14 protein-coding genes are annotated in these 18,810 nt (G+C 60.1%); 7 read left to right on the forward strand and 7 right to left on the reverse strand.

Translation table 11 applies throughout. The annotated features are described in order from the left end of the window. Positions 1–442: 442 nt before the first annotated feature. Both tmaR and G5154_RS09515 read left to right on the forward strand, forming a co-directional pair. Complete coding sequence (gene tmaR / locus G5154_RS09510; RefSeq protein WP_005336024.1) at positions 443–760, forward strand: PTS system regulator TmaR; 318 nt, start codon at positions 443–445, stop codon at positions 758–760. A 208-nt stretch (positions 761–968) separates the two neighbouring features. Then, positions 969–4,052: a transglycosylase domain-containing protein gene (locus G5154_RS09515; protein WP_421250720.1), complete on the forward strand. Its 3,084-nt coding sequence runs from the start codon at positions 969–971 to the stop codon at positions 4,050–4,052. Between the two features lie 108 nt (positions 4,053–4,160). Here G5154_RS09515 and yidA read toward each other — a convergent pair whose 3' ends face one another. The 4 genes from yidA to G5154_RS09535 form a co-directional block, all read right to left on the reverse strand. Further along, entirely contained in the window at positions 4,161–4,970 is an 810-nt protein-coding gene (gene yidA / locus G5154_RS09520; RefSeq protein ID WP_421250721.1) for a sugar-phosphatase, read from the reverse strand. 114 nt (positions 4,971–5,084) lie between these two features. Then, the gene (locus G5154_RS09525; RefSeq protein WP_421250722.1) at positions 5,085–6,752 is read right to left on the reverse strand and encodes a DUF342 domain-containing protein; all 1,668 of its coding nucleotides are present in this window, start codon (positions 6,750–6,752) and stop codon (positions 5,085–5,087) included. Positions 6,753–7,007: 255 nt separating this feature from the next. Next, complete coding sequence (locus G5154_RS09530) at positions 7,008–8,156, reverse strand: CinA family nicotinamide mononucleotide deamidase-related protein (RefSeq protein WP_337073172.1); 1,149 nt, start codon at positions 8,154–8,156, stop codon at positions 7,008–7,010. 53 nt (positions 8,157–8,209) lie between these two features. Next, a complete protein-coding gene (locus G5154_RS09535) occupies positions 8,210–9,448 on the reverse strand; it encodes an HD-GYP domain-containing protein (RefSeq protein WP_216980032.1) in 1,239 nt (412 codons plus the stop codon). Positions 9,449–9,592: 144 nt separating this feature from the next. Here G5154_RS09535 and metA point away from each other — a divergent pair, with 144 nt between their 5' ends. Beyond that, positions 9,593–10,540, forward strand: coding sequence for a homoserine O-acetyltransferase MetA (metA, locus tag G5154_RS09540; protein WP_042053667.1), 948 nt, complete (start codon positions 9,593–9,595; stop codon positions 10,538–10,540). On the opposite strand, the gene G5154_RS09545 is transcribed toward metA, so the two are convergent. Next, positions 10,541–11,059: a cyclin-dependent kinase inhibitor 3 family protein gene (locus tag G5154_RS09545; RefSeq protein WP_266134717.1), complete on the reverse strand. Its 519-nt coding sequence runs from the start codon at positions 11,057–11,059 to the stop codon at positions 10,541–10,543. It lies immediately after the preceding gene. A 143-nt stretch (positions 11,060–11,202) separates the two neighbouring features. On the opposite strand from G5154_RS09545, the gene G5154_RS09550 reads away from it, so the two are divergent. Then, positions 11,203–11,673, forward strand: a complete 471-nt coding sequence (locus G5154_RS09550; RefSeq protein WP_005336001.1) for an Lrp/AsnC family transcriptional regulator — start codon at positions 11,203–11,205, stop codon at positions 11,671–11,673. Positions 11,674–11,764: 91 nt separating this feature from the next. On the opposite strand, the gene G5154_RS09555 is transcribed toward G5154_RS09550, so the two are convergent. Next, positions 11,765–13,729: an LTA synthase family protein gene (locus tag G5154_RS09555; RefSeq protein ID WP_337073173.1), complete on the reverse strand. Its 1,965-nt coding sequence runs from the start codon at positions 13,727–13,729 to the stop codon at positions 11,765–11,767. A 257-nt stretch (positions 13,730–13,986) separates the two neighbouring features. Here G5154_RS09555 and G5154_RS09560 point away from each other — a divergent pair, with 257 nt between their 5' ends. From G5154_RS09560 to G5154_RS09570, 3 genes are all read left to right on the forward strand, one after another. After that, a complete protein-coding gene (locus G5154_RS09560) occupies positions 13,987–14,244 on the forward strand; it encodes a DUF2442 domain-containing protein (RefSeq protein ID WP_337073174.1) in 258 nt (85 codons plus the stop codon). A 246-nt stretch (positions 14,245–14,490) separates the two neighbouring features. Continuing rightward, positions 14,491–16,458 (forward strand): TonB-dependent copper receptor, encoded by a 1,968-nt coding sequence (locus G5154_RS09565; protein WP_421250724.1) that lies wholly within the window; start codon positions 14,491–14,493, stop codon positions 16,456–16,458. Positions 16,459–16,566: 108 nt separating this feature from the next. Further along, positions 16,567–18,192, forward strand: coding sequence for an alpha-amylase family glycosyl hydrolase (locus tag G5154_RS09570; protein WP_421213300.1), 1,626 nt, complete (start codon positions 16,567–16,569; stop codon positions 18,190–18,192). A 63-nt stretch (positions 18,193–18,255) separates the two neighbouring features. On the opposite strand, the gene G5154_RS09575 is transcribed toward G5154_RS09570, so the two are convergent. Then, the gene (locus G5154_RS09575) at positions 18,256–18,795 is read right to left on the reverse strand and encodes an MgtC/SapB family protein (RefSeq protein ID WP_203118327.1); all 540 of its coding nucleotides are present in this window, start codon (positions 18,793–18,795) and stop codon (positions 18,256–18,258) included. Positions 18,796–18,810 lie beyond the last annotated feature (15 nt).

The raw sequence follows: 18,810 nt of genomic DNA on the forward strand, positions 1-18,810 counted from the left end.
GGGGTCGCGGGTTCGAGTCCCGTCCGCTCCGCCACTAATTTGAAGGCCTTCCCGATTGGGAAGGCCTTTTTGCTATGTAAGGTTTTCACCGTGACCTCCAGATTTGCACACCAGAATCAACACAAAGCCCGGGTTCATAACCGGGCTTTGTATTTTTAGCGTGTTAAACAGCCAGTGTTAGCATTTATCTGCAGGAAGAGAACTAAAACCCTGTCACCTCCACCATTTTCTATCTATATCAACCCCTTATCTGATGGATTACTGGCCATTTTAACTGGTTTACTTTTGGCCAAACTCTGTTCATGGCGCGCGATTAGGGTTGTATCTCGCTTATAACTCGGTAGAGTAAGGGCATCTTGAGTTTGCCTGTCCCGCGCCGAGTTTGCCGGGTTCCAGGTGTAACTTGGCCAGTTTTTATCAACCTTAAGTCAGTGGTATCGATATGGAACAAGTAAACAAGTCCACCTTCAGCGATGTACTGGAATATGTGCGTATGTCCCGTCGCCAGAACAAACTCAAGCGTGAAATTGCGGATAACGAGAAGAAGATCCGTGACAACCAGAAGCGCGTACTGCTGCTCGACAACCTGAGCGACTACATCAAGCCGGGCATGAGCATTGATGATGTACAGGCGATCATCGCCAACATGCGTGCCGACTATGAAGAGCGCGTGGATGACCACATCATCAAGAACGCCGAGCTCTCCAAAGAGCGTAAAGAGCTGAGCACCAAACTGAAGGGCATGAGCTCTCACAAATAAGCGTTGCGCTTTCGCTTAAGAGACACCGGCCACTGGCCGGTGTTTTGTTATCAGCTCGGATCTCTGCCACTCCTGCAACAATCGGCTCCCCTTTTTAGAATTGCCCTGTTACCATCACCACAAAGCGGTCAATAGTTTCAAGCCATTGACTTGAAAAGACTAAGCTTGAGTGAAACACAATAAATTGCGCAACCATGGTGGGGCTGATATGGGCGCATCAGAACAGACGGATTTGACACAAGTGGCATCTCAAGATTCATCTGTCCAGACCTCGGACGGGAACCCAAAGCGCAAGCGTCGTCCCTGGTGGCGTTGGCTGTTCTGTTTTCTCTTTTTATTGTGCCTGGGGGCGGTGATCGCTCTGGTTGGCTATGAGATGAAAACCTCGAAGCTGCAATCTCAGGAGATTTCCCGCTATGCCGCCAAGCTCACGTATCAGGTCGAACCTGGTCAGAGCAAGCAGATCGCCTTCCCTGAGGATGGCCCGTTCGACAAGCGGCTCGGCTATGTGCAACTGCCGATGATGCAGGAGCGTTTGCTGCAGCGGGGCTATGAAGTCAGCAAACAGGTGCATTTCTCCGACGCACTCTATGACTATGCCAGTCGTGGCTTCTTCGTGCCCTATACCGAGAAGGTGCAGGCCGGTTTGACGCTGCACGATTGCCGCGCCGAGCCCTTCTATCAATTCAAGTATCCGACCCATCACTATCCGGATTTTGATTCCATTCCGCCGCTCGTCATCCAGTCGCTGCTGTTTATCGAGAACCGCGACTTGCTGAGCAACGAAGAGCCGTTGGCCAACCCGGCGGTCGACTGGCCCCGTTTTGCCAAGGCCGCGCTCTCTCAAGTGGGCAAGGCGCTCGATATGCAGGATCAATCTGCCGGTGGCAGTACCCTGGCGACCCAGGTGGAGAAGTATCGCCACTCGCCGGATGGCCTGACCCTGTCGCCGACCGAGAAGATCCGTCAGATGGCCTCTGCCAGCGTGCGGGCCTATCGTCTCGGGCCGGAAACCCTCGAAGCGCGTAAGCTGGTTGCTTGGGCCTACCTCAACTCGGTGCCGCTCTCGGCTGCGCCGGGATATGGTGAAGTACATGGTCTGGGAGATGGCCTCTGGGTCTGGTTTGGTGCCAATGTCGATGACGTGAACCGTCTGCTGGATCCCGCCCGCAACCAGAATGCGCCGCTGGCCGAACAGGGGCTTGCCCTGCGTCAGGTGGTCTCGCTGATGATTGCGCACCGCCGCCCCTCTTACTATCTGGCTCAAGGGCGAGAGGCGCTGGCTACCCTGACCGACAGCTACCTGCGCCTGTTTGTGCAGGAGGGGATGATCACGCCACCTCTGATGGAGGCGGCGCTCAAGGCCAAGATTACGTTCCGTGACTTCCTGCAGTCCCCGGCTATCACCCGGGTGAACAATAACAAGGGATTGCAGGTTGCCCGTACTCGCTTGAGCCGCCAGCTCGGGGTGCAGCTCTATGACCTCGACCGGATGGATCTGACCGCCGATACCAGCCTCAACATGCCGTTGCAGAACGAAATCTCCCGTTATCTGCAACAGCTGGCCGACCCGACGTTTGCCGCCCAGGTAGGGCTGTTTGGTGAGCGCCTGCTCTCGCCGGAGAAGACCGGCGATGTGCGCTACAGCTTCACCCTGTTCGAGAAGTCGCCGGAAGGGTTCAAGGTGCGGGTGCAGACCGACAACACCGATCAGCCGTTCGATATCAATGAAGGCTCCAAGCTGGAGTTGGGCTCAACCGCCAAGTTGCGGGTGCTGACCACCTATCTGGAGATCGTGGCTGAGCTGCACGACAACTATGCCGGGATGCCGGTCGAGAATCTGCGCAAGCTGGCCGCCGTCTCTCAGGACAACCTCAGCCGTTGGGCCATCTCCTATCTGATGACGGCTCAGGACAAGAGCCTGCCTGTAATGCTGGAAGCGGCGCTGGATCGCAAATACTCCGCCAGCCCCAACGAAGGGTTCTTTACCGGTGGCGGCATGCACACCTTCAACAACTTCCGCCGCGAGGATAACAATCGCATTCCGACGTTGCGTGACTCTCTGCGTGAGTCGATTAACTTGCCCTTTGTGCGGCTGATGCGCGATATCGTGCGCTACAGCCTCTACAAGGAGGGCAACCGTGCCCAGTTGCTGAAGGATGACAAGGATCCCCGTCGTCAGGAGTATCTGGCCAAATTTGCTGACAAAGAGGGCCAGACCTATCTGCTGCGCTTCTGGCGCAAATATCGCGGCAAGACCCCCGAGGAGCAGCTCGATACCTTCCTCGACGGTCTCAAGCCGAGTGCGGTACGTCTGGCGGCGGTTCACCGCTACCTGATGCCGGAAGCCAGCGAAGCGGCTTTTGCTGCCTTCCTGGCGGAGCGGTTGCCGCGGGAGAAGCTGAGTGCCAAGCGGATTAATCAGCTCTATGTGAGCTATGGCCCGGGCAAGTATTCACTGCCGGATCAGGGCTACATCGCCCGGGTTCACCCGCTGGAGCTGTGGTTGCTGGCCTATCTCAAGGAGTTTGACAAGGCAACCTTTGCCGATGCCGTTGCTGCCAGCCGTGACGAACGCCAGGAGGTCTACAGCTGGTTGTTCAAGACCCGTCATCGCAGTGCTCGTGATAGCCGGATCCGCACCATGCTGGAGGTGGAAGCGTTTCTCGATATTCATCAGCGCTGGGCCAAGCTTGGTTATCCGTTCGACCATCTGGTGCCGTCCTTGGCGACCGCCTTGGGGAGCTCCGGTGATCGTCCGGCTGCACTGGCCGAGCTGATGGGCATAATCCAGAATGGTGGCATCCGTTCGCCGACCCTGCGGATCGAGCACCTCTCGTTTGCCAAGGGGACTCCCTTCGAGACCGAGTTTGAGCCACAACACACCGAGGGAACCCGAGTGATGCCGGCAGAGGTGGCGGCAGCCCTGCGCAGTGCGCTCTCCAAGGTGGTGGAAGGGGGCACAGCAAGACGTATCGCCGGTGCTTTTACTCTGCAGGACGGCACTGTGTTGCAGATGGGGGGCAAGACCGGCACCGGTGATAACCGGATTGAAACAGTAGGCCGTTATGGCAATGTGACCAGCTCGCTGGCGCGCAACCGAACCGCGACCTTCGTTTTCTATCTGGGGGATGATCACTTCGGTACCCTGACCGCCTATGTACCGGGTAGCCAGTCCGACAAGTTCCGCTTCACATCTGCACTGCCGGTGCAGGTGCTCAAGGGCATGGCTCCCCTGCTGATGCCTTACCTGCAACCAGGTTCCCATACCCAGTGTCTGGCGAACCAGTGAAACGAGCGAATTACCGCTCATCACGCAGGTAACTGACCAGAAAAACGGGGAGGCTGACAGCCTCCCCGTTTTCATTTCCTAATCGGGCGCAGCGGCGATCGATTGCGATCAGGTGTTCAGTACGAACTGCTCGATCACCTGGGCCACACCATCTTCATCGTTGCGGGCAGTGGTGTGCTGGGCGAGATCCTTGATCTCGTCGGTGGCATTCCCCATCGCAACCCCGAGGCCAGCGTACTCGATCATGTGGCGATCGTTACCCGCATCTCCGACGCAGATCACCTGAGCGGCGGTCAGGCCAAGGTGCTCGGCCAGCGCGGCAACGCCGGTCCCCTTGTTGCTGTGCTTGTTCATGAACTCGAGGAAGAAGGGGGCGCTCTGTACCACGGTATAGCGTTCATAGAGCTCTGCGGGCAGTCGCTCGATGGCGCGGGAGAGCTGGGGCGGCTCGTCGATCATCATCACCTTCATGATCTGCTCGTCGGCAGGCAGGGTGGCGAAGTCGATCAGATTGATCGGCATGCCGATCAGGCGGGATTCGTGCTCGGTGTAGGTGCTGACACGGGGGCTGATCAGGCCACGGGTGACCGAGAAACCGTGGACGTTCACCTCCAGCTCGTCGGCCAGTTTGGCGATGGCGCTGGCGTCACTGCCGGTCAGCAGCTGGCTGCGGATGATGCGCTGATCGGCAACCTGTTGTACCAGGGCGCCGTTGTAGCAGATGACGTAGTCATGCTCTGAGGTGAGGCCGAGTTCTTCCAGATAGCGGCTCATGCCTTCCAGTGGACGGCCAGAGGCCAGCACTACGGTTACCCCTTTGGCGCGCGCGGCGCTGATGGCGGCGTGGGTGCGGGGAGTAATTTGGCCCTGCGGGTTGAGCAGGGTGCCATCCATATCCAATGCGATCAGCTTGTACATCTCTCACTACCTGAGTCTGGGTGGCCCGCCCGGTGGGGCCAAGGAAGTGGCGAGTGTAGCGAAAATCGGCGTCGGGATCACGGCCGGCACAGCGAGCTGCCGGTGTCGGTTGATCTATTTGTGCCCCTCGTAAGGGGTCATCTCCAACGTGTCATCATGAATGGTCAGACGGGTGGGGCCTCGGGTGATGGTAACCTTGCGTTTAAAGCAGGCCATCTCGACCTCGATGCCGGAGAACAGATGCTGGGTGGCAATGACCTCCATTTGCGCCATCAAGTTCTGCATATCTTCATTGTTTGCCGTGATCTGTTCGTGGATGAGGGTCAGCTCCGCCAGCTGGTGATCGCGGATTGGTTTGAGCTTGCGCAAGGTATCAGGATTGCGTTTATCGCTGGGCAGTTGCAGCAGTTTCATCACCAGTGCCTTGATCTTGTCGAGCTGAGCCTGACACTCCAGCTGGCGCAACTTGAGTTGGTGTTCCTGTTCCTTGTGGGTGAAGTAGCCACCGAGGATCTGCAGCCGGGTATGGTTGGCGGCCTCGGCCCCCAGGCTGGGGGCCATGATTAGACGATTGGCAATGCTGGTTCCACCCAGCAGATTGCCTTTACGCATGTTAGTGTCACCCACCTTGATATCCCGTCCACTGCGGGTGTAGCAGTGGCTGAGCTGGCTCTGGATTTGTATATCTCCACCCGCTTCCAGCTGCGCGTATTGGGCATAGCTGGCGTGGATCTCCCCTTGGGCATTGAGCTGGCAAAGGTACTCTCCCTGCTCGTTGCGGCGGCCAATGATACCGTGCCGTACCGTAATGCTGCCCCCTGCTTCGATCCAACCTCCTTCGATAAATCCACCGATGACGATGTCACCGCTGACCCGTATTTTCATGCCCGGGTTGACGTCGCCGCTGACGATTAATCCCCCCTCAAACGCAATGTGGCCGTGGCGGGCATCCACCTGCTTGACACTGAGTACCTCGTCCACTTTCATACCTGCTTTCTCCTGGCAGGGCAGGCCAGCCCTACTGGCGATCAACAAGTCGGGATCGTCGGGGGAGATGAAGGTTCCCTCGCCAGCACTCATTGGACTGTCTTTACCATCCTTGGCAGGCAAGTCCTGACCTGTCACGGTAAAGCCGGGCACCCCGACGGTGGCAGGATGGCGGCGCATCAGCTGGGCCCCTGCCTTGACGGTGACGATGGAACCAAGATCTCGCAGATCGACTTTGCCATGCTCCAGTTCTTGCGGCTTGAGGATCCGCTCGGCCGGTGTCTCCACCAGCCGCTCATAGCGAGTGTCCTGACCATTGACGGCAGGCTGGCCGTTGGCAATCACCAGCTTGAGCTGACTGCCGGGGGCGGCCTCCTTGGCTGACTGGATGGCAGCGGTGAGCAGTTGCTCACTCACCCCCTGTTTGATTTCGCTGATGGCGATCGTCTCTTTCAGCTGTTCCAGCGTCACATACTTGCCCCCCCAGTCGGCAGTGATCTGGGCGATGGCGCTCATGCGATCCTTCTCCACTATTACGGCGAGTCGGGCATCCTGACGCTTGCCGATGGGGATGGGGTTGGCAGGGACGGGGGCGGCAGGGTTGGTGAGCAGGGTATTAAGCAGGCTGATTGCCTGTTTGATCCCCTCGGGCAGCGGCTGATAGCGGCGACAGTTGGAAGCGAGCAGCAGAGCCTGCACATCCTGTTCCGTGACAGGTTTGGTGAGACCGGCGGCAATCCGCAGGCAGACCAGTTCCATATCGCTTGATAGCAGCAACCACTCTTTGCTTAACACCGCATCTCCTTGCTGGATGAGAACGGAACGCTCTGCTCGTTCCTCTACTGTCATTTAATCTCTCAATGATTAATAAAGCGAGTCGCCAACCCTGAGAGTGGGCAGTATTCAGATATTTCCTCTGAATGGTCAATGAATTGAAGTCAAATCGGTGATGGCGGCCAGATAAATGTGGGCGCTGTTTGGAAACGGAGTGAAAAGACGGATCGCAGCGCCAGCGACATAGGGTTGCTGGCAGGGGAGTGGCGGTTCTTATCAGCTGCGCTGGGCTGTTCTGGCCAGGGTGAGGTAATCGCCGAGCACCGGCTCACCCAGCATATGGCGGCGCAGCATGTCGAGGGCGGCAAAGGCGAGGATCTTGCGGCGACTCTCCGGGTCGGGGTGGCTGACCTTGACCGTCTGACCGACGTGTTTTCCATCGGCGCTTAGTAGCAGTGGTACACCCTCAGTGCCCTCTCGCCCTATGGTCAGTTGCAGGCCCGCATCGGCGGTCGGCAGTTGCGCCAGCTCATCGGCCAGTTGCGTACTGAAGTTGGCCTCCAGCCTGGGATGGCCGTGACAAAGCGCCAGCAGGGCGCCGCCACTCTCTCCCTCCAGCAGAGCCAGCGGTTTGCCTTGCAGCAGCGCCAGGATCTGCTGCGCCGGTTCCGTATCTCCGCTGCCAACCAGCCAGGGACGGATCGTATCCAGCAGTCGGCGCTCGGCACTCTCCATGTCAGCGGTACTGGCGTCGTGGCCGATCAGTTTCAGCTCGATAAGGGGCATGGAGGAGCGGTAACCCAGCTCGATGCCGGCTGGCCAGGGTTCGGCATCCAGCATATCGCTGAGCGCCGACTCCGAGACGCCGAAGGTGTAAAAGCGACGCAGCTCGGTATCGATCTGCGCACCGGCCAGCTGTTTGAGGCGCGGCAGAATTTGCTCGCGCACCATCTGTTTGAACTCGAACGGCACGCCCGGGGTGAAGAAGAGCTGACTCTGGCCACTTCGCACCACAAAGCCGCAGGCGGTGCCGACCGGGTTGTCGAGGATCTCGCTCCCCTGTGGCAGCCATGCCTGTTTGGCATTGCTTTGTGCCATGGGGCGGCCACGGCTGGCGTAGCGCGCTTCGATGGTAGCGAGCCATTCGGGGAAGAGGGTGAGTGGCTGGTCAAAGGCTTCAGCTGCCGCCTGAGCGGTCAGGTCATCGGCAGTGGGCCCGAGTCCGCCACACACCAGCACCACCTCGGCGCGGCTGGCACTCTCTTGCAGCACCGTTTTCAGGTCGGTGAGGTTGTCCCCTACCGTCAGGCGACGGCGCACCTGCCAGCCCTGCTCCAGCAGCAGAGCGCTGAGCCAGGCCGCGTTGGTATCCACCACCAGACCCGTCACTATTTCATCTCCGGTACTGATGATCTCGATACGCATGGCTGGCTCCTTGGATTAAACGGGTGGCAACGGTTGGCCTCGGGCCAACACAATCAGGCTTTGTTGTGCTCGAAGTAGTAGCTGATCCGGGTACGCGGATTGAGGTACTCGAACACGGCGGGCGGCAGCCGTTTGGGGTGGATCACCTTGGCGATCGACAGTTCGGCTTGCTGCAGGTCGATGATGGCGGCTTCCTGACGGGGAATGCGCGGATCGTAGACCAGCACCGAGGGGTAGAGCAGGCGGGAAGCGTTGACCGACATCACCAGTCCCACCTGACCGTTGGAGAGCTGCACCACGCTGCCGGGGGGGTAGATCCCCATCAGCCGGATCAGCATGCTGAGGTACTCCGGATTAAACTGCGCCTTGCGCTGCTTGTAGAGGCCGCTCAGGGCCGAGTAGGGTACCTTGGCCTGCATGTGGCAGAGGTTATCGTACTCGTTGATCAGTGACACCATCTGAGTCAGCGGATCGAGCTGGCCACCCTTGAGCCCTTCCGGCCCGCTGCCATCGAGATATTCGTGGTGATGGAGCACGATCCCCTTCGCCTCGGCCGGGAAATCCTTGGCCAGATTGAGCAGATCCAGCCCGTAGCGCGGGTGCTGGGCCATCAGGTTTTGCTCCGGCTTGGTCAGCGGTTCGGTCTTGCGCAGGATCTGGCTCGGGATCTTCAGCTTGCCAATATCGTGGAACAGCGCCCCCATGCCGACTTGACGGATCTCGTCGGCCGTCATGCAGCACTCCTTGGCCAGCAGCATGCTGAGCACGCTCACATTGAGGGAGTGGAAGTAGAGGTTGTTGCCATCCTCGCTGTCGGAGACCAGATGGAGCACCATCTCGTCCACCGAGAGCAGTTGCTCGGTCATGGCGTTGACCAGCTCCTGTGCCTCGCCGATGGCATTGAGGGGGCGGGACTGGATCTTGCTCATCACGCTGCGCACCTGTGCCAGCGACTGCTGGAACTGCTTCTCGCACTGCTGCAAATTGCGGCGATACTGTTGCAACTGCTCTATACGCTGATCCTTCTCCTGCTGCATTCGGGCTTGCCGCTGTGCGGCGTCTGCGCTCTCTTGTTGCTGAGGCTGTACCTGATTGAGGGGCTTGGGCGGAACGTCGCTCTTGTCGGGAATGATGGTAACCAGTTTCAGGCCGAGACGGCGGATCAGCTCGATCTCTTCTTCACTTTTGATCTTGAAGCTGGAAAACAGGAATGGGTGTTCACGCCACCCCAGTGGCAGGGATACATAGTTGCCGACTTGCAGTCGATCTACGGAAATCTTGATACCGGTCATTATCTTGGATGCAGGGGAGATACTGAGCCGTATGCTAGTCAAAGGTGGGGGTGAATACAAAAGGTATCTGATGACAGTGCGTGAGCTTTATTATAGGCTTCTGGATGTCCAGACATATTTACCGATGCAGTACAGGGAGTAAGCATGCCGATCAAGATCCCGGATCAGTTACCCGCCGCCGAAGTGCTGGGGCAGGAGAACATCTTCGTGATGACGGAATCCCGGGCCGTCACCCAGAACATCCGCCCGCTGCGGGTGTTGATCCTCAATCTGATGCCCAAGAAAATTGAGACCGAGATCCAGCTGATGCGGATGCTCTCCAACTCGCCGCTGCAGGTGGATGTGGATCTGCTGCGCATTGATGACAGGGAGTCAAAGAACACACCTCAGGCCCACCTCGAGAACTTCTACCACGACTTCGAACAGGTGCGTGGCAACAACTACGACGGCATGATCATCACCGGGGCGCCGCTTGGGCTGGTGGAGTTCGAGGAGGTGGTCTACTGGCCGCGCATTGTCGAGATCATCGAGTGGTCCCATCAGCACGTGACCTCCACTCTGTTTCTCTGCTGGGCGGTGCAGGCGGCGCTTAAAGCCTTGTATGGCATGGAGAAGCAGACCCACGGCGAGAAGCTCTCCGGGGTTTATCGCCACCACCGCCTCGACGAGCATGAGCCGCTGCTGCGCGGTTTCGACGACGAGTTTGTCGCCCCCCACTCCCGTTATGCGGCGTTTGATGGCGATCTGATCCGTGCCCAGACCGACTTGCAGATCTTTGCAGAGTCAGAAGAGGCGGGGGTTTATCTGGCTGCGACCAAGGATTGTCGTCAGGTGTTTGTCACCGGGCACCCGGAGTACGATGCTTTGACACTGGATGGGGAGTATCAGCGTGATCTAGCGGCGGGGCTCGACCCGGCCATTCCGGTCAACTACTACCCGAATAACGATCCGAGCCGGACGCCGCGCGCCAGCTGGCGCAGCCATGGTCATCTGCTGTTTGCCAACTGGCTCAACTACTACGTCTATCAGCTCACCAGTTATCGGGTGGAGGATATCGGCAAGGTCTTCACCTACGACCAGGGGGGCAAGTAGTCAGTCGCCCTGCTCCAGCCGCTCGGCCAGCTGGTCGAGCCATTGGCGGTGGCAGGCCAGGATAAACGCCTTGGGTCTGTGGGCCTTGATGGCGGCCATCGCCTCTTGCTGTGGCTGGCCGAGGGTCATCAGCAGCGCGGCGGCGACCAGACCGGTACGACCGCTGCCCCCTTTGCAGTGGATGACCAGATGTTTGCCATCCCCCAGCAGCTCGCGCAGCTGTGGCAGCGCCTGTTGCCAGGCAGCTTCGAAGGCGGCATCGGGGGCCAGATCATCCTCGATGGGCAGATGGAACCAGCGCATCCCTTCGTGCTCGACCTGCTGGCCGAGCTGCGCCAGTTCGAGTCGGATTAACTCGGCGCTTGTCATCAGGGTCACCACTCCGTGGGCACCGGCCAACCGCAGTTGATCGAGCGCCAGAGTCAGCGGCACCTGCTGGGTGCCGGGGCAGGGGGTCAGCAGCAGCTGACCGTCGACACGGGGAACTTCAAGGCTCCAGAAGGGGTGATACGGGTGCATGGCGGATCCTCGCGTGGTGGCCGCAGGGTTGCGGCCGGTGAATGGCGCCAAGGATAGGCGGGGCAGGGGGGATGTCAATGGCCGTTGTGTTTGCCCCGGTTTACGGGCAGAGTCTAAAAAATTGAGCGGTTCAAGGAGTTAAGATGAGAAACCTGGATCAACTGGATTTGGATATCCTGGCCCATCTGTTTCGGGATGCGGGCATGACCAACAAGGATCTGGCCGCGCTGGTGGGCGTTGCCCCCTCCACCTGTCTGGAGCGGGTGCGTAAGTTGCAGCAGGATGGCGTGCTCAAGGGAGCGCACTGTGAAGTGGATTATCAGGCCCTCGGGGGTCACATTCAGGCAATGGTCTCCCTGCAGCTGGCCCGCCACAGCCGCCAGATCATCGATGCTTTCCGCGATGCCATTCTGGCGCTGCCCGAAGTGATCAGCCTGTTCCACATGGGGGGCAAGGATGATTTTCTGGTGCACCTCTGTGTCTCCGATACCGAGCACCTGCGCAACTTCGTCTTCGATCACTTCACCTCCCGCGAAGAGGTGGTGCACCTCGAAACCTCGCTGGTATTCGAGCACAAGTTCAGCCGCTCCCTGCCCTGCTTTCCCCAGCCATAACGGCCTGTGGGCCGACGGTATGGATAGATGGAAAAAACCGCCAGCTGGCGGTTTTTTCTATTCTGCTATGGGTTGAAGCAGCACGAGCGGCTCAATTGGCGGCGGTGCGTTCATCCTTGGCCGTCTGATAGAGGCTCTTCTGATAGGCCATGCTGCCCCACAGGGCAAGACCGAGAGCATCCTCCTTCAAGGCGTCCGGCTGCGCCGCCAGAGTCAGCTTCTCGCTGGCATTGTCGTAGACATAGCCCTCTGCTGCCCGTTCCGGTTGCAGGATCACCACATCCTTGCCGCGCATCAGGGCGAAGTTCTTGTCGTACTGCATGATGGCGCGCCCCGGCCAGTCGGCGGGCATGCGCGTCAGATCCTTGCCGAGCATGGGGTAGTCGGCACTGATCCCCATCAGGGAGAGCAGGGTCGGCGCCATGTCGATCTGGCTGACGATGCGCGGATCCTTCTTCGGTGCAATGCCGTCACCGACGATGACGCCGGGGATATGGAATCGGGGGATGGGCACCAGGCTGGCGCCACCGACCCGGCTGTCGTGGTCGGCGATGACCAGGAACAGGGTATCCTTCCAGTAGTCGGACTGTTTCGCCCTCTTGAAGAACTCGCCGATGGCGTAATCCGCATACTTGGCCGCGTTGTTGCGGGTTTGTTTGGGCTGCTCGAAGAGTTCGATGCGGTTGTCCGGGAATTCGAACGGATCGTGGTTGCTGGAGCTGAACACCAGACTGAAGAAGGGTTTGCCCTCCTTGTGCAGCGCGTTGAAGGTGTCGTCGGCCTTGGCCATCAGATCCTCGTCGGACGCGCCCCAGGAGCCCTTGAACACCGGATTGTCGAAATCTTTCTGCTCGATGATGGTGGTGAAGCCGTTGCCGAGGAAGAAGCTGCGCATGTTGTCGAAGTGGCTCTCGCCGCCGTAGATAAAGCTGGTGTCGTAACCCCGTTGCTTGAGCAGATCCGCGATGGTGAAGAAGTTGGTCTGGCTCTTGCCGAGTTTGACCACCGCCTGCGCCGGGGTCGGGGTGAAGCCGGTCAGTACCGCTTCGATACCGCGTACCGAGCGGGTGCCGGTGGCGTAGAGCTGCTCGAAGGCCCAGCCTTGCTGCGACAGGGCATCGATGTTGGGGGTAAGCGGCAGGCCGCCGAGAGAGCCGACAAACTGGGCGCCCAGGCTCTCCTGCAGCAAGATCACCAGATTCTTCGGCTTGCCCTTGAAGCTCGCCTCGTTGAAGGTCTGGCTGGGTAGCAGATCGGAGTTGAAATCACTGGACGGACGGCCACTCTCTCTGCGCATGACCTCGAGCACTTTCTGCTCCGTCATCTTGCCGTAAAAGCGGCTGGCATCCTCCTCGGCGCCCATCTGCTTGATGGCAAAAAAGAGAGAGTAGGCGGAGTTGACGGTCAGTGCGTTGACCAGCGGATCCTCGGCAAAAGCGACCATGGCCGGGTTGAGGGCGCGGTGGCCGAGGCTGGAGCGGGCACCTAGAAAACCTATGGCCAGAATGAGCAGGGCGAATGCCGGACGCAGGTACCAGCGGGGGAAGCTGAGGCCACGTACCAGACGGCCGCTCAGCCACCATCCACCGGCCAGCACGGCACCACTGAAGAGCACCGCCAGCAGTAGCTCAGCCTTGCGGCCCGCCCATAGCATGGCGAATACCTCTTTCGGATAGATGAGGTACTCCACATAGAGGCGATTGGGGCGCACGCCATATTCGGTGATAAACGAAGGGGTGGATATCTCGAGGAACAGCATCAGCCAGAGTCCGACAGTCAACCAGACGCGCATCAGTTGCATCCAGCCGCGACCGATGGTGTGGGGGCCGGCCAGCAGCAGGGTTAGCATAGCGGGGACTCCCCAGACCCAGCAGAGGGTCGCAAAATCGACCCGGATCCCTTGCAGCAGCATCTCCTGCCAACCGGCCACGGCATCCACCCGTTCCAGTTGCCAGAGACCGAGGGTGAGCCTGCTGAAAGAGAGAGAGAAAAGCGCGAAAACGCAGAAGACGGCAAAGGGCCAAAACGGGCCGAGTCGCTGTTTTAGTACTGTCATCTTTATTCCTGATTAAGACTGAAGACGTCTGTCCACAGACGTGTTTACTTGCTGTGAGCTTATGACAGATCGAATTGGTTAAGGTTGCATTCAAGTTTGTTAAAAGTCGAAACCAGCACATTTGTCATCTAAAAATGTGATGTCGCACAGCGAATGAGCACAGCATAACCAGCTGGATAAAATGTGACCCGCAGCGCGAATAGGGGTGGGATCGCGATTTATAATTGCCGCGAATTATCTCAATCGGAGCCGAAGGGATGCCGGTCTTTATCGATGTCGAGTATGTGCAGGGATGGCGCCTGTTTCTGGTGTTATCGGACGGCACCACAGGCGTGCTGGATCTGACCCCCTGGCGCATCCAGCCGCTGTTTGCAAAGCTGGAGAGCGAGCGTCACTGTGCCCGGGTCTTTATCAATCGCTACCATCAGCTGGAGTGGCCCGTCGGATGTACCTTGTCTGCCCACGAGGTCTATCACCTCATCTCTCCCATCGATGAGCGAGAAGCCTTCAGTTAATCCCCATTTTTTGTGAGCCAATGCCAGATTACTGTTACTGGAATGTTTGCCTGTTTGCCTTTCTGAGTCAACTTGGGTAAAACCTGCGCAACATTTTGCCAACTAGTCTTCGCTTCACCTGACAGAGGCTTGCCGCTTTCGCGCCGCAGGCCTTTTTTGCGGCTTGATGGTAAACCTTTCTGTTACTGAAAGGTTTGGTCGGTTGAATGAAAAAAATAAAATAAACAAATACATAAGGACAAATGTATGGCTTGTCATATGCGCACTCCTCTTGCCCTGCTGGTGGGCGGGCTCGCCTGTCACGGTGCTGCCGGTCAGGAAGCGGTTCAACAGTTGGATCCTATGGTGGTGGTGGCAACCCGCCCCGCCAGCACTCTGGAGGTGACGCTGGACCCCAAGAAGCCCGGTTCCCCCATGCCCGCTGCCGATGGCGCCGGTTATCTCAAAAACGTCACTGGCATGAGCATGGTGCGCAAAGGGGGGCTCGGTGGCGATCCCGTGCTGCGGGGGATGGGGATGTCCCGCCTCAACGTGCAGATGGATGGCGGTATGTTGGCTGGTGGCTGTGGTGGCCGGATGGACCCGCCCACTGCCTATGTGTTCCCCCAATCTTTTGACCGGATCAGAGTGCTCAAGGGGCCGCAATCCCTCGAGCAGGGGGCAACCCTGGCGGGAACCGTGCTGTTTGAGCGGGACCGGCCAGAGTTTATGGCACCGGGCTTCAAGAGCGACGCCTCGGCCCTCTTTGGCAGCTTCGGCCGCGATGACCAGATGGTCGACATGACGGCAGGCTCGACCGATGGTTATCTGCGTGGTCAGTTTACCCACTCCGACAGTGACGATTACCGCGATGGCCACGGTGACAAGGTGCGCTCCTTCTATCGCCGCGAGAACGGCACCGCCCAGCTGGGCTGGACGCCAGGGGAGCACACCTGGCTGGAATTCACCGCCGAGCGCAGCAATGCCCGCGCCGCCTATGCGGACCGCACCATGGATGGCCCTATGTTTGACCGCGAATCCTTCGGGCTGAAGCTCAAGCAGGAGGAGATCACCACTCACTGGCAGCGCAGCGAGCTGACCCTGTGGGACAACTACATCGACCACATCATGGACAACTTCAGTCTGCGGCCAAACAGCGGCATGAAGATGCTCTCCAACCCGGATCGCCGCAACACCGGCGGGCGTTGGGCCAACGACATCGCTCTGCCAGCCGACTGGTTGCTGACCGCCGGGCTCGACAGCAACCGGGATCAGCACCGCAGCCGGGGCGGCGTCGACTATGCCACCAAGGATCGCCAGCGCACCCTGCGTTTCGAGCAGCAGGGCGGTTTTGCCGAGCTGGGGCGCCAGCAGGGGGCCCACAGCTACAAGGGGGGGTATCGTCAGGATCGGGTCGAGACAACCCGTTATGGTGCGGGTGATCAGACCCTCTACAGCGAGACCGAGCACCTCGACAGCGGTTTTGGTCGCTATGAGTACCAGTGGTCGCCCCGCTGGTCCAGCTATCTGGCGTGGGGACAGGCAGAGCGGGCGCCGGACTACTGGGAACGCAGCAAGGACAGCACCCCGTTCACCCTCAACCCGGAGCGCAGCCGCCAGTGGGACGCAGGGCTGGCCCTGCGCAGCCGCGAGCTGGATCTGACCCTCTCCCTCTTTAGCGCCAACATCAAGGACTACCTGCTCTATAACAACAAGTCGAACAAGGTGCGCAATATCGACGCCCAGACCCGCGGTGGCGAAATGGAGGGGCGCTGGCAGTTTGCCGAGCAGTGGCGTCTCGATGGCGGCCTGGCGGTGGTCTACGGTGAAAACCAGAGCGACAACAAGCCGCTGGCCCAGATGCCGCCGCTCGATGGCAAGTTGGCGCTGGGCTGGCAGCCAGCCGAGGCGTGGAATCTGACCCTGTTGGGCCGCGCCGTGGCCGCGCAGGATCGGGTCGATGTGGGCTCCGGCACGGTCGCCGGTCAGGATCAGGGTGAGACCCCGGGCTTCTTTACCATGAACCTGAGCGGTGCCTGGCAGTTTGCCAAGGGGTGGCAGCTCTCGGCCGGGGTAGACAACCTGTTCGACACCTTCTACTACGAGCACCTCTCCAAGTCGGTGCACAGCAGTCAGGCCGGGTTGGGCTATGAGCAGGTGGGGCGGATACCGGAACCGGGCCGCGCCTACTGGCTCTCGGTCAGTTACCGCTTCGCCTCGGTCGGTGTGCTCTAACCAGTTGAGTCAGATAACGTTTTCAGTCACAGACACCGCTGTGTGAGCATCGTTATCATGGTGAAAACAGGCGTATCAGACGCCTGCTCTCACAGCGGGAACACAACAATGAAACAGGGAACGTTACGCTATGGCGGCCTGCTCGGGGCCGCCCTGTTACTGGCGGCTTGCGGCGGCAGTGGTAGTTCGGGCGGGGAGAGCACGCCCCCCGTGGTCAATCCGCCGGTCACCCCGCCGCCGGCCACCGCCAGCCGCGCCTGCTACGGCAATGATCAGCCGGCCTGCAACCTGCGCACCTATCAGGTGATGGTGGAGTCGTTTATCGACGGCGACGACAGCGCCAACTATGGTGTCGGCTACGGCCCCTCCCAGCACAACGGCGATCTGCAGGGGATCATCGACAGCCTGGACCACATCAAGAGCCTCAACGTCAACGCCATCTGGCTCACCCCGGTGTTTGATTCCTGCGCGGGGCAAGGCGGTGACGACAAGCTGGATGCCACCGGCTACTTCGCCTGCGACTTCTTCAACGTGGACCCTAACTTCGGCAGCAACGTCCAGCTCAAGAAACTGGTAGACGGTGCGCATCAGCGCGGCCTCTACGTCTTCCTCGACGGGGTGTTCGGCCACGTCAACAAGGTGGGGGTGAGCAAGCCCTCGCCCGAGGGACGGCTGCCCGCCCTCAAGAGCGGCGGTGCCGGTTATCCCGGCCAGCTGGTGGATTACAGCCAGCCCCAGAGTCTCGCCTACTTCAAGGAGGTGGCCCGCTACTGGGTCGAGCAGTACGGCATCGATGGCTGGCGCCTCGATCAGGCCTATCAGCTTGGGCTGGATGATTGGCGCGCCATTCGCAGCGAGGTGGAGCGGGTCAGCGCGGCGCGCAAGAACGCCGGCCAGCAGTGGGGTACCCTCGGCTACATGGTGGGTGAGGTGTGGAAGGGCGCCGACGAGATCCGCGCCCAGGCGTATGGGCCGAGCGACAACCCGGCGCTCTCTTCGGCGTTCGACTTCCCGTTGCGCTACGGCCTGGTGCAGGCGCTGGCGGTGGAGGAGTCCGGCAAGGGGGGGCAGGGGGCCAGCGTGCTCGACGCCAGCTGGAACAAGGTGGAGAACTACCCGGATCACGCCATGCCCAATCTGATGCTGGGCAACCATGATCTGGTGCGCTTCGGCGATCTGCTGGAGCGCGGCAACTTCAATCCGGCGGACTACTGGCAGCGCCACAAGGCGGCCTTCAGCTTCCTGGCGGCCCGCTCCGGCCCCATCACCCTCTACTACGGCGAGGAGTTTGGCGACGAGGTGCCGGACTTTGCCCAGCAGGTGGGGGGCGACTGTGCCGCGCAGGGGCTCTGTGACGATCACGTGGCCCGCAGCGATGGCAAGGTGCCAGGTGCCACCGGCTTCGTGCCGAGCAGCGAGCAGAGCGAGCTGAAACAGTGGCTCAGCCAGTTGCTGGCCCTGCGCGCCGCCCACCCCGCCCTCTATCAGGGGGAGCGGGTCAAGCTGGTGGCCGAGGGAAGCGTCTATGGCGACATCAAGCAGACGGCGGCGGAGCAAGTAGTCTACCTGCTCAACGTCTCCGGCACGCCCCAGAGCTATGCTGTGCCGGCCAGCAAGTTGCGCAGTGGCAGCGCGCTGGTGGATCTGCAGAGCGGCGAGCGCCTGGCCATCGGCGGCAGCAGCGTGACGGTGGAGTTGCCACCCCTCACCGGTCGCTTCCTGTTGCTGCAATAGTGCGACCTCGCCCCAACGCAAAGGGCTCCATAGCGGAGCCCTTTTTTCATTTGCGACGCCGTCCTACTTCTCGATGCTGCTGCCCAGCTCATCCGGGCGGGGAGCGGCTGGCGGGTGACCATTGCCGTTGCCATTGCGCCAGCTCTCCAGCCGGTTGTGCACCCCGCGGCGCAGGCTCTTGAAGCTGGTCTCCAGATAGTCGACGCCGACCAGGATGGAGAGGGTGACGCCGGTGAGCAGCAGCGCCTGATGGAGCATCTGCATACCGATGAGGGCGCCGAGGGCGGCCAGCATCCAGACGGTGGCGGCGGAGGTGACCCCCAGCACCTGACCATCCCGGGTCATCATCACCCCGGCACCGAGAAAGCCGATGCCGGTGATGAGCTGGCCCAGCACCCGTGCCTGATCGGCGCTCTGGGGGCTGAGGGCGGCGCCGATGGCGAGAAAGCAGTAGGTGCCGAGGATGATGAGCGAGGAGGTGCGTATGCCGACCGGCTTGCCGCGCAGCTGGCGCTCCAGCCCTACCAGAGTGCCGCACACCAGACAGACCAGGATGTTCTCCCAGCCAAGGGGTGCAATGTCCCACCAATCAGTCGTCATCATATCCACCTCTGCAAT

The organism is Aeromonas sp. 600527 (assembly GCF_049175415.1).
GTDB classification, from domain to species: domain Bacteria; phylum Pseudomonadota; class Gammaproteobacteria; order Enterobacterales; family Aeromonadaceae; genus Aeromonas; species Aeromonas veronii_A.

Coding starts and splice junctions, on each gene's coding strand:
- G5154_RS09515 (WP_421250720.1), top strand. CDS start 969: ATGGGCGCATCAGAACAGACGGATTTGACACAAGTGGCATCTCAAGAT.
- G5154_RS09570 (WP_421213300.1), top strand. CDS start 16,567: ATGAAACAGGGAACGTTACGCTATGGCGGCCTGCTCGGGGCCGCCCTG.
- G5154_RS09565 (WP_421250724.1), top strand. CDS start 14,491: ATGGCTTGTCATATGCGCACTCCTCTTGCCCTGCTGGTGGGCGGGCTC.
- G5154_RS09575 (WP_203118327.1), bottom strand. CDS start 18,795: ATGATGACGACTGATTGGTGGGACATTGCACCCCTTGGCTGGGAGAAC.
- G5154_RS09545 (WP_266134717.1), bottom strand. CDS start 11,059: ATGCACCCGTATCACCCCTTCTGGAGCCTTGAAGTTCCCCGTGTCGAC.
- G5154_RS09560 (WP_337073174.1), top strand. CDS start 13,987: ATGCCGGTCTTTATCGATGTCGAGTATGTGCAGGGATGGCGCCTGTTT.
- G5154_RS09530 (WP_337073172.1), bottom strand. CDS start 8,156: ATGCGTATCGAGATCATCAGTACCGGAGATGAAATAGTGACGGGTCTG.
- tmaR (WP_005336024.1), top strand. CDS start 443: ATGGAACAAGTAAACAAGTCCACCTTCAGCGATGTACTGGAATATGTG.
- G5154_RS09535 (WP_216980032.1), bottom strand. CDS start 9,448: ATGACCGGTATCAAGATTTCCGTAGATCGACTGCAAGTCGGCAACTAT.
- G5154_RS09555 (WP_337073173.1), bottom strand. CDS start 13,729: ATGACAGTACTAAAACAGCGACTCGGCCCGTTTTGGCCCTTTGCCGTC.
- metA (WP_042053667.1), top strand. CDS start 9,593: ATGCCGATCAAGATCCCGGATCAGTTACCCGCCGCCGAAGTGCTGGGG.
- G5154_RS09550 (WP_005336001.1), top strand. CDS start 11,203: ATGAGAAACCTGGATCAACTGGATTTGGATATCCTGGCCCATCTGTTT.
- yidA (WP_421250721.1), bottom strand. CDS start 4,970: ATGTACAAGCTGATCGCATTGGATATGGATGGCACCCTGCTCAACCCG.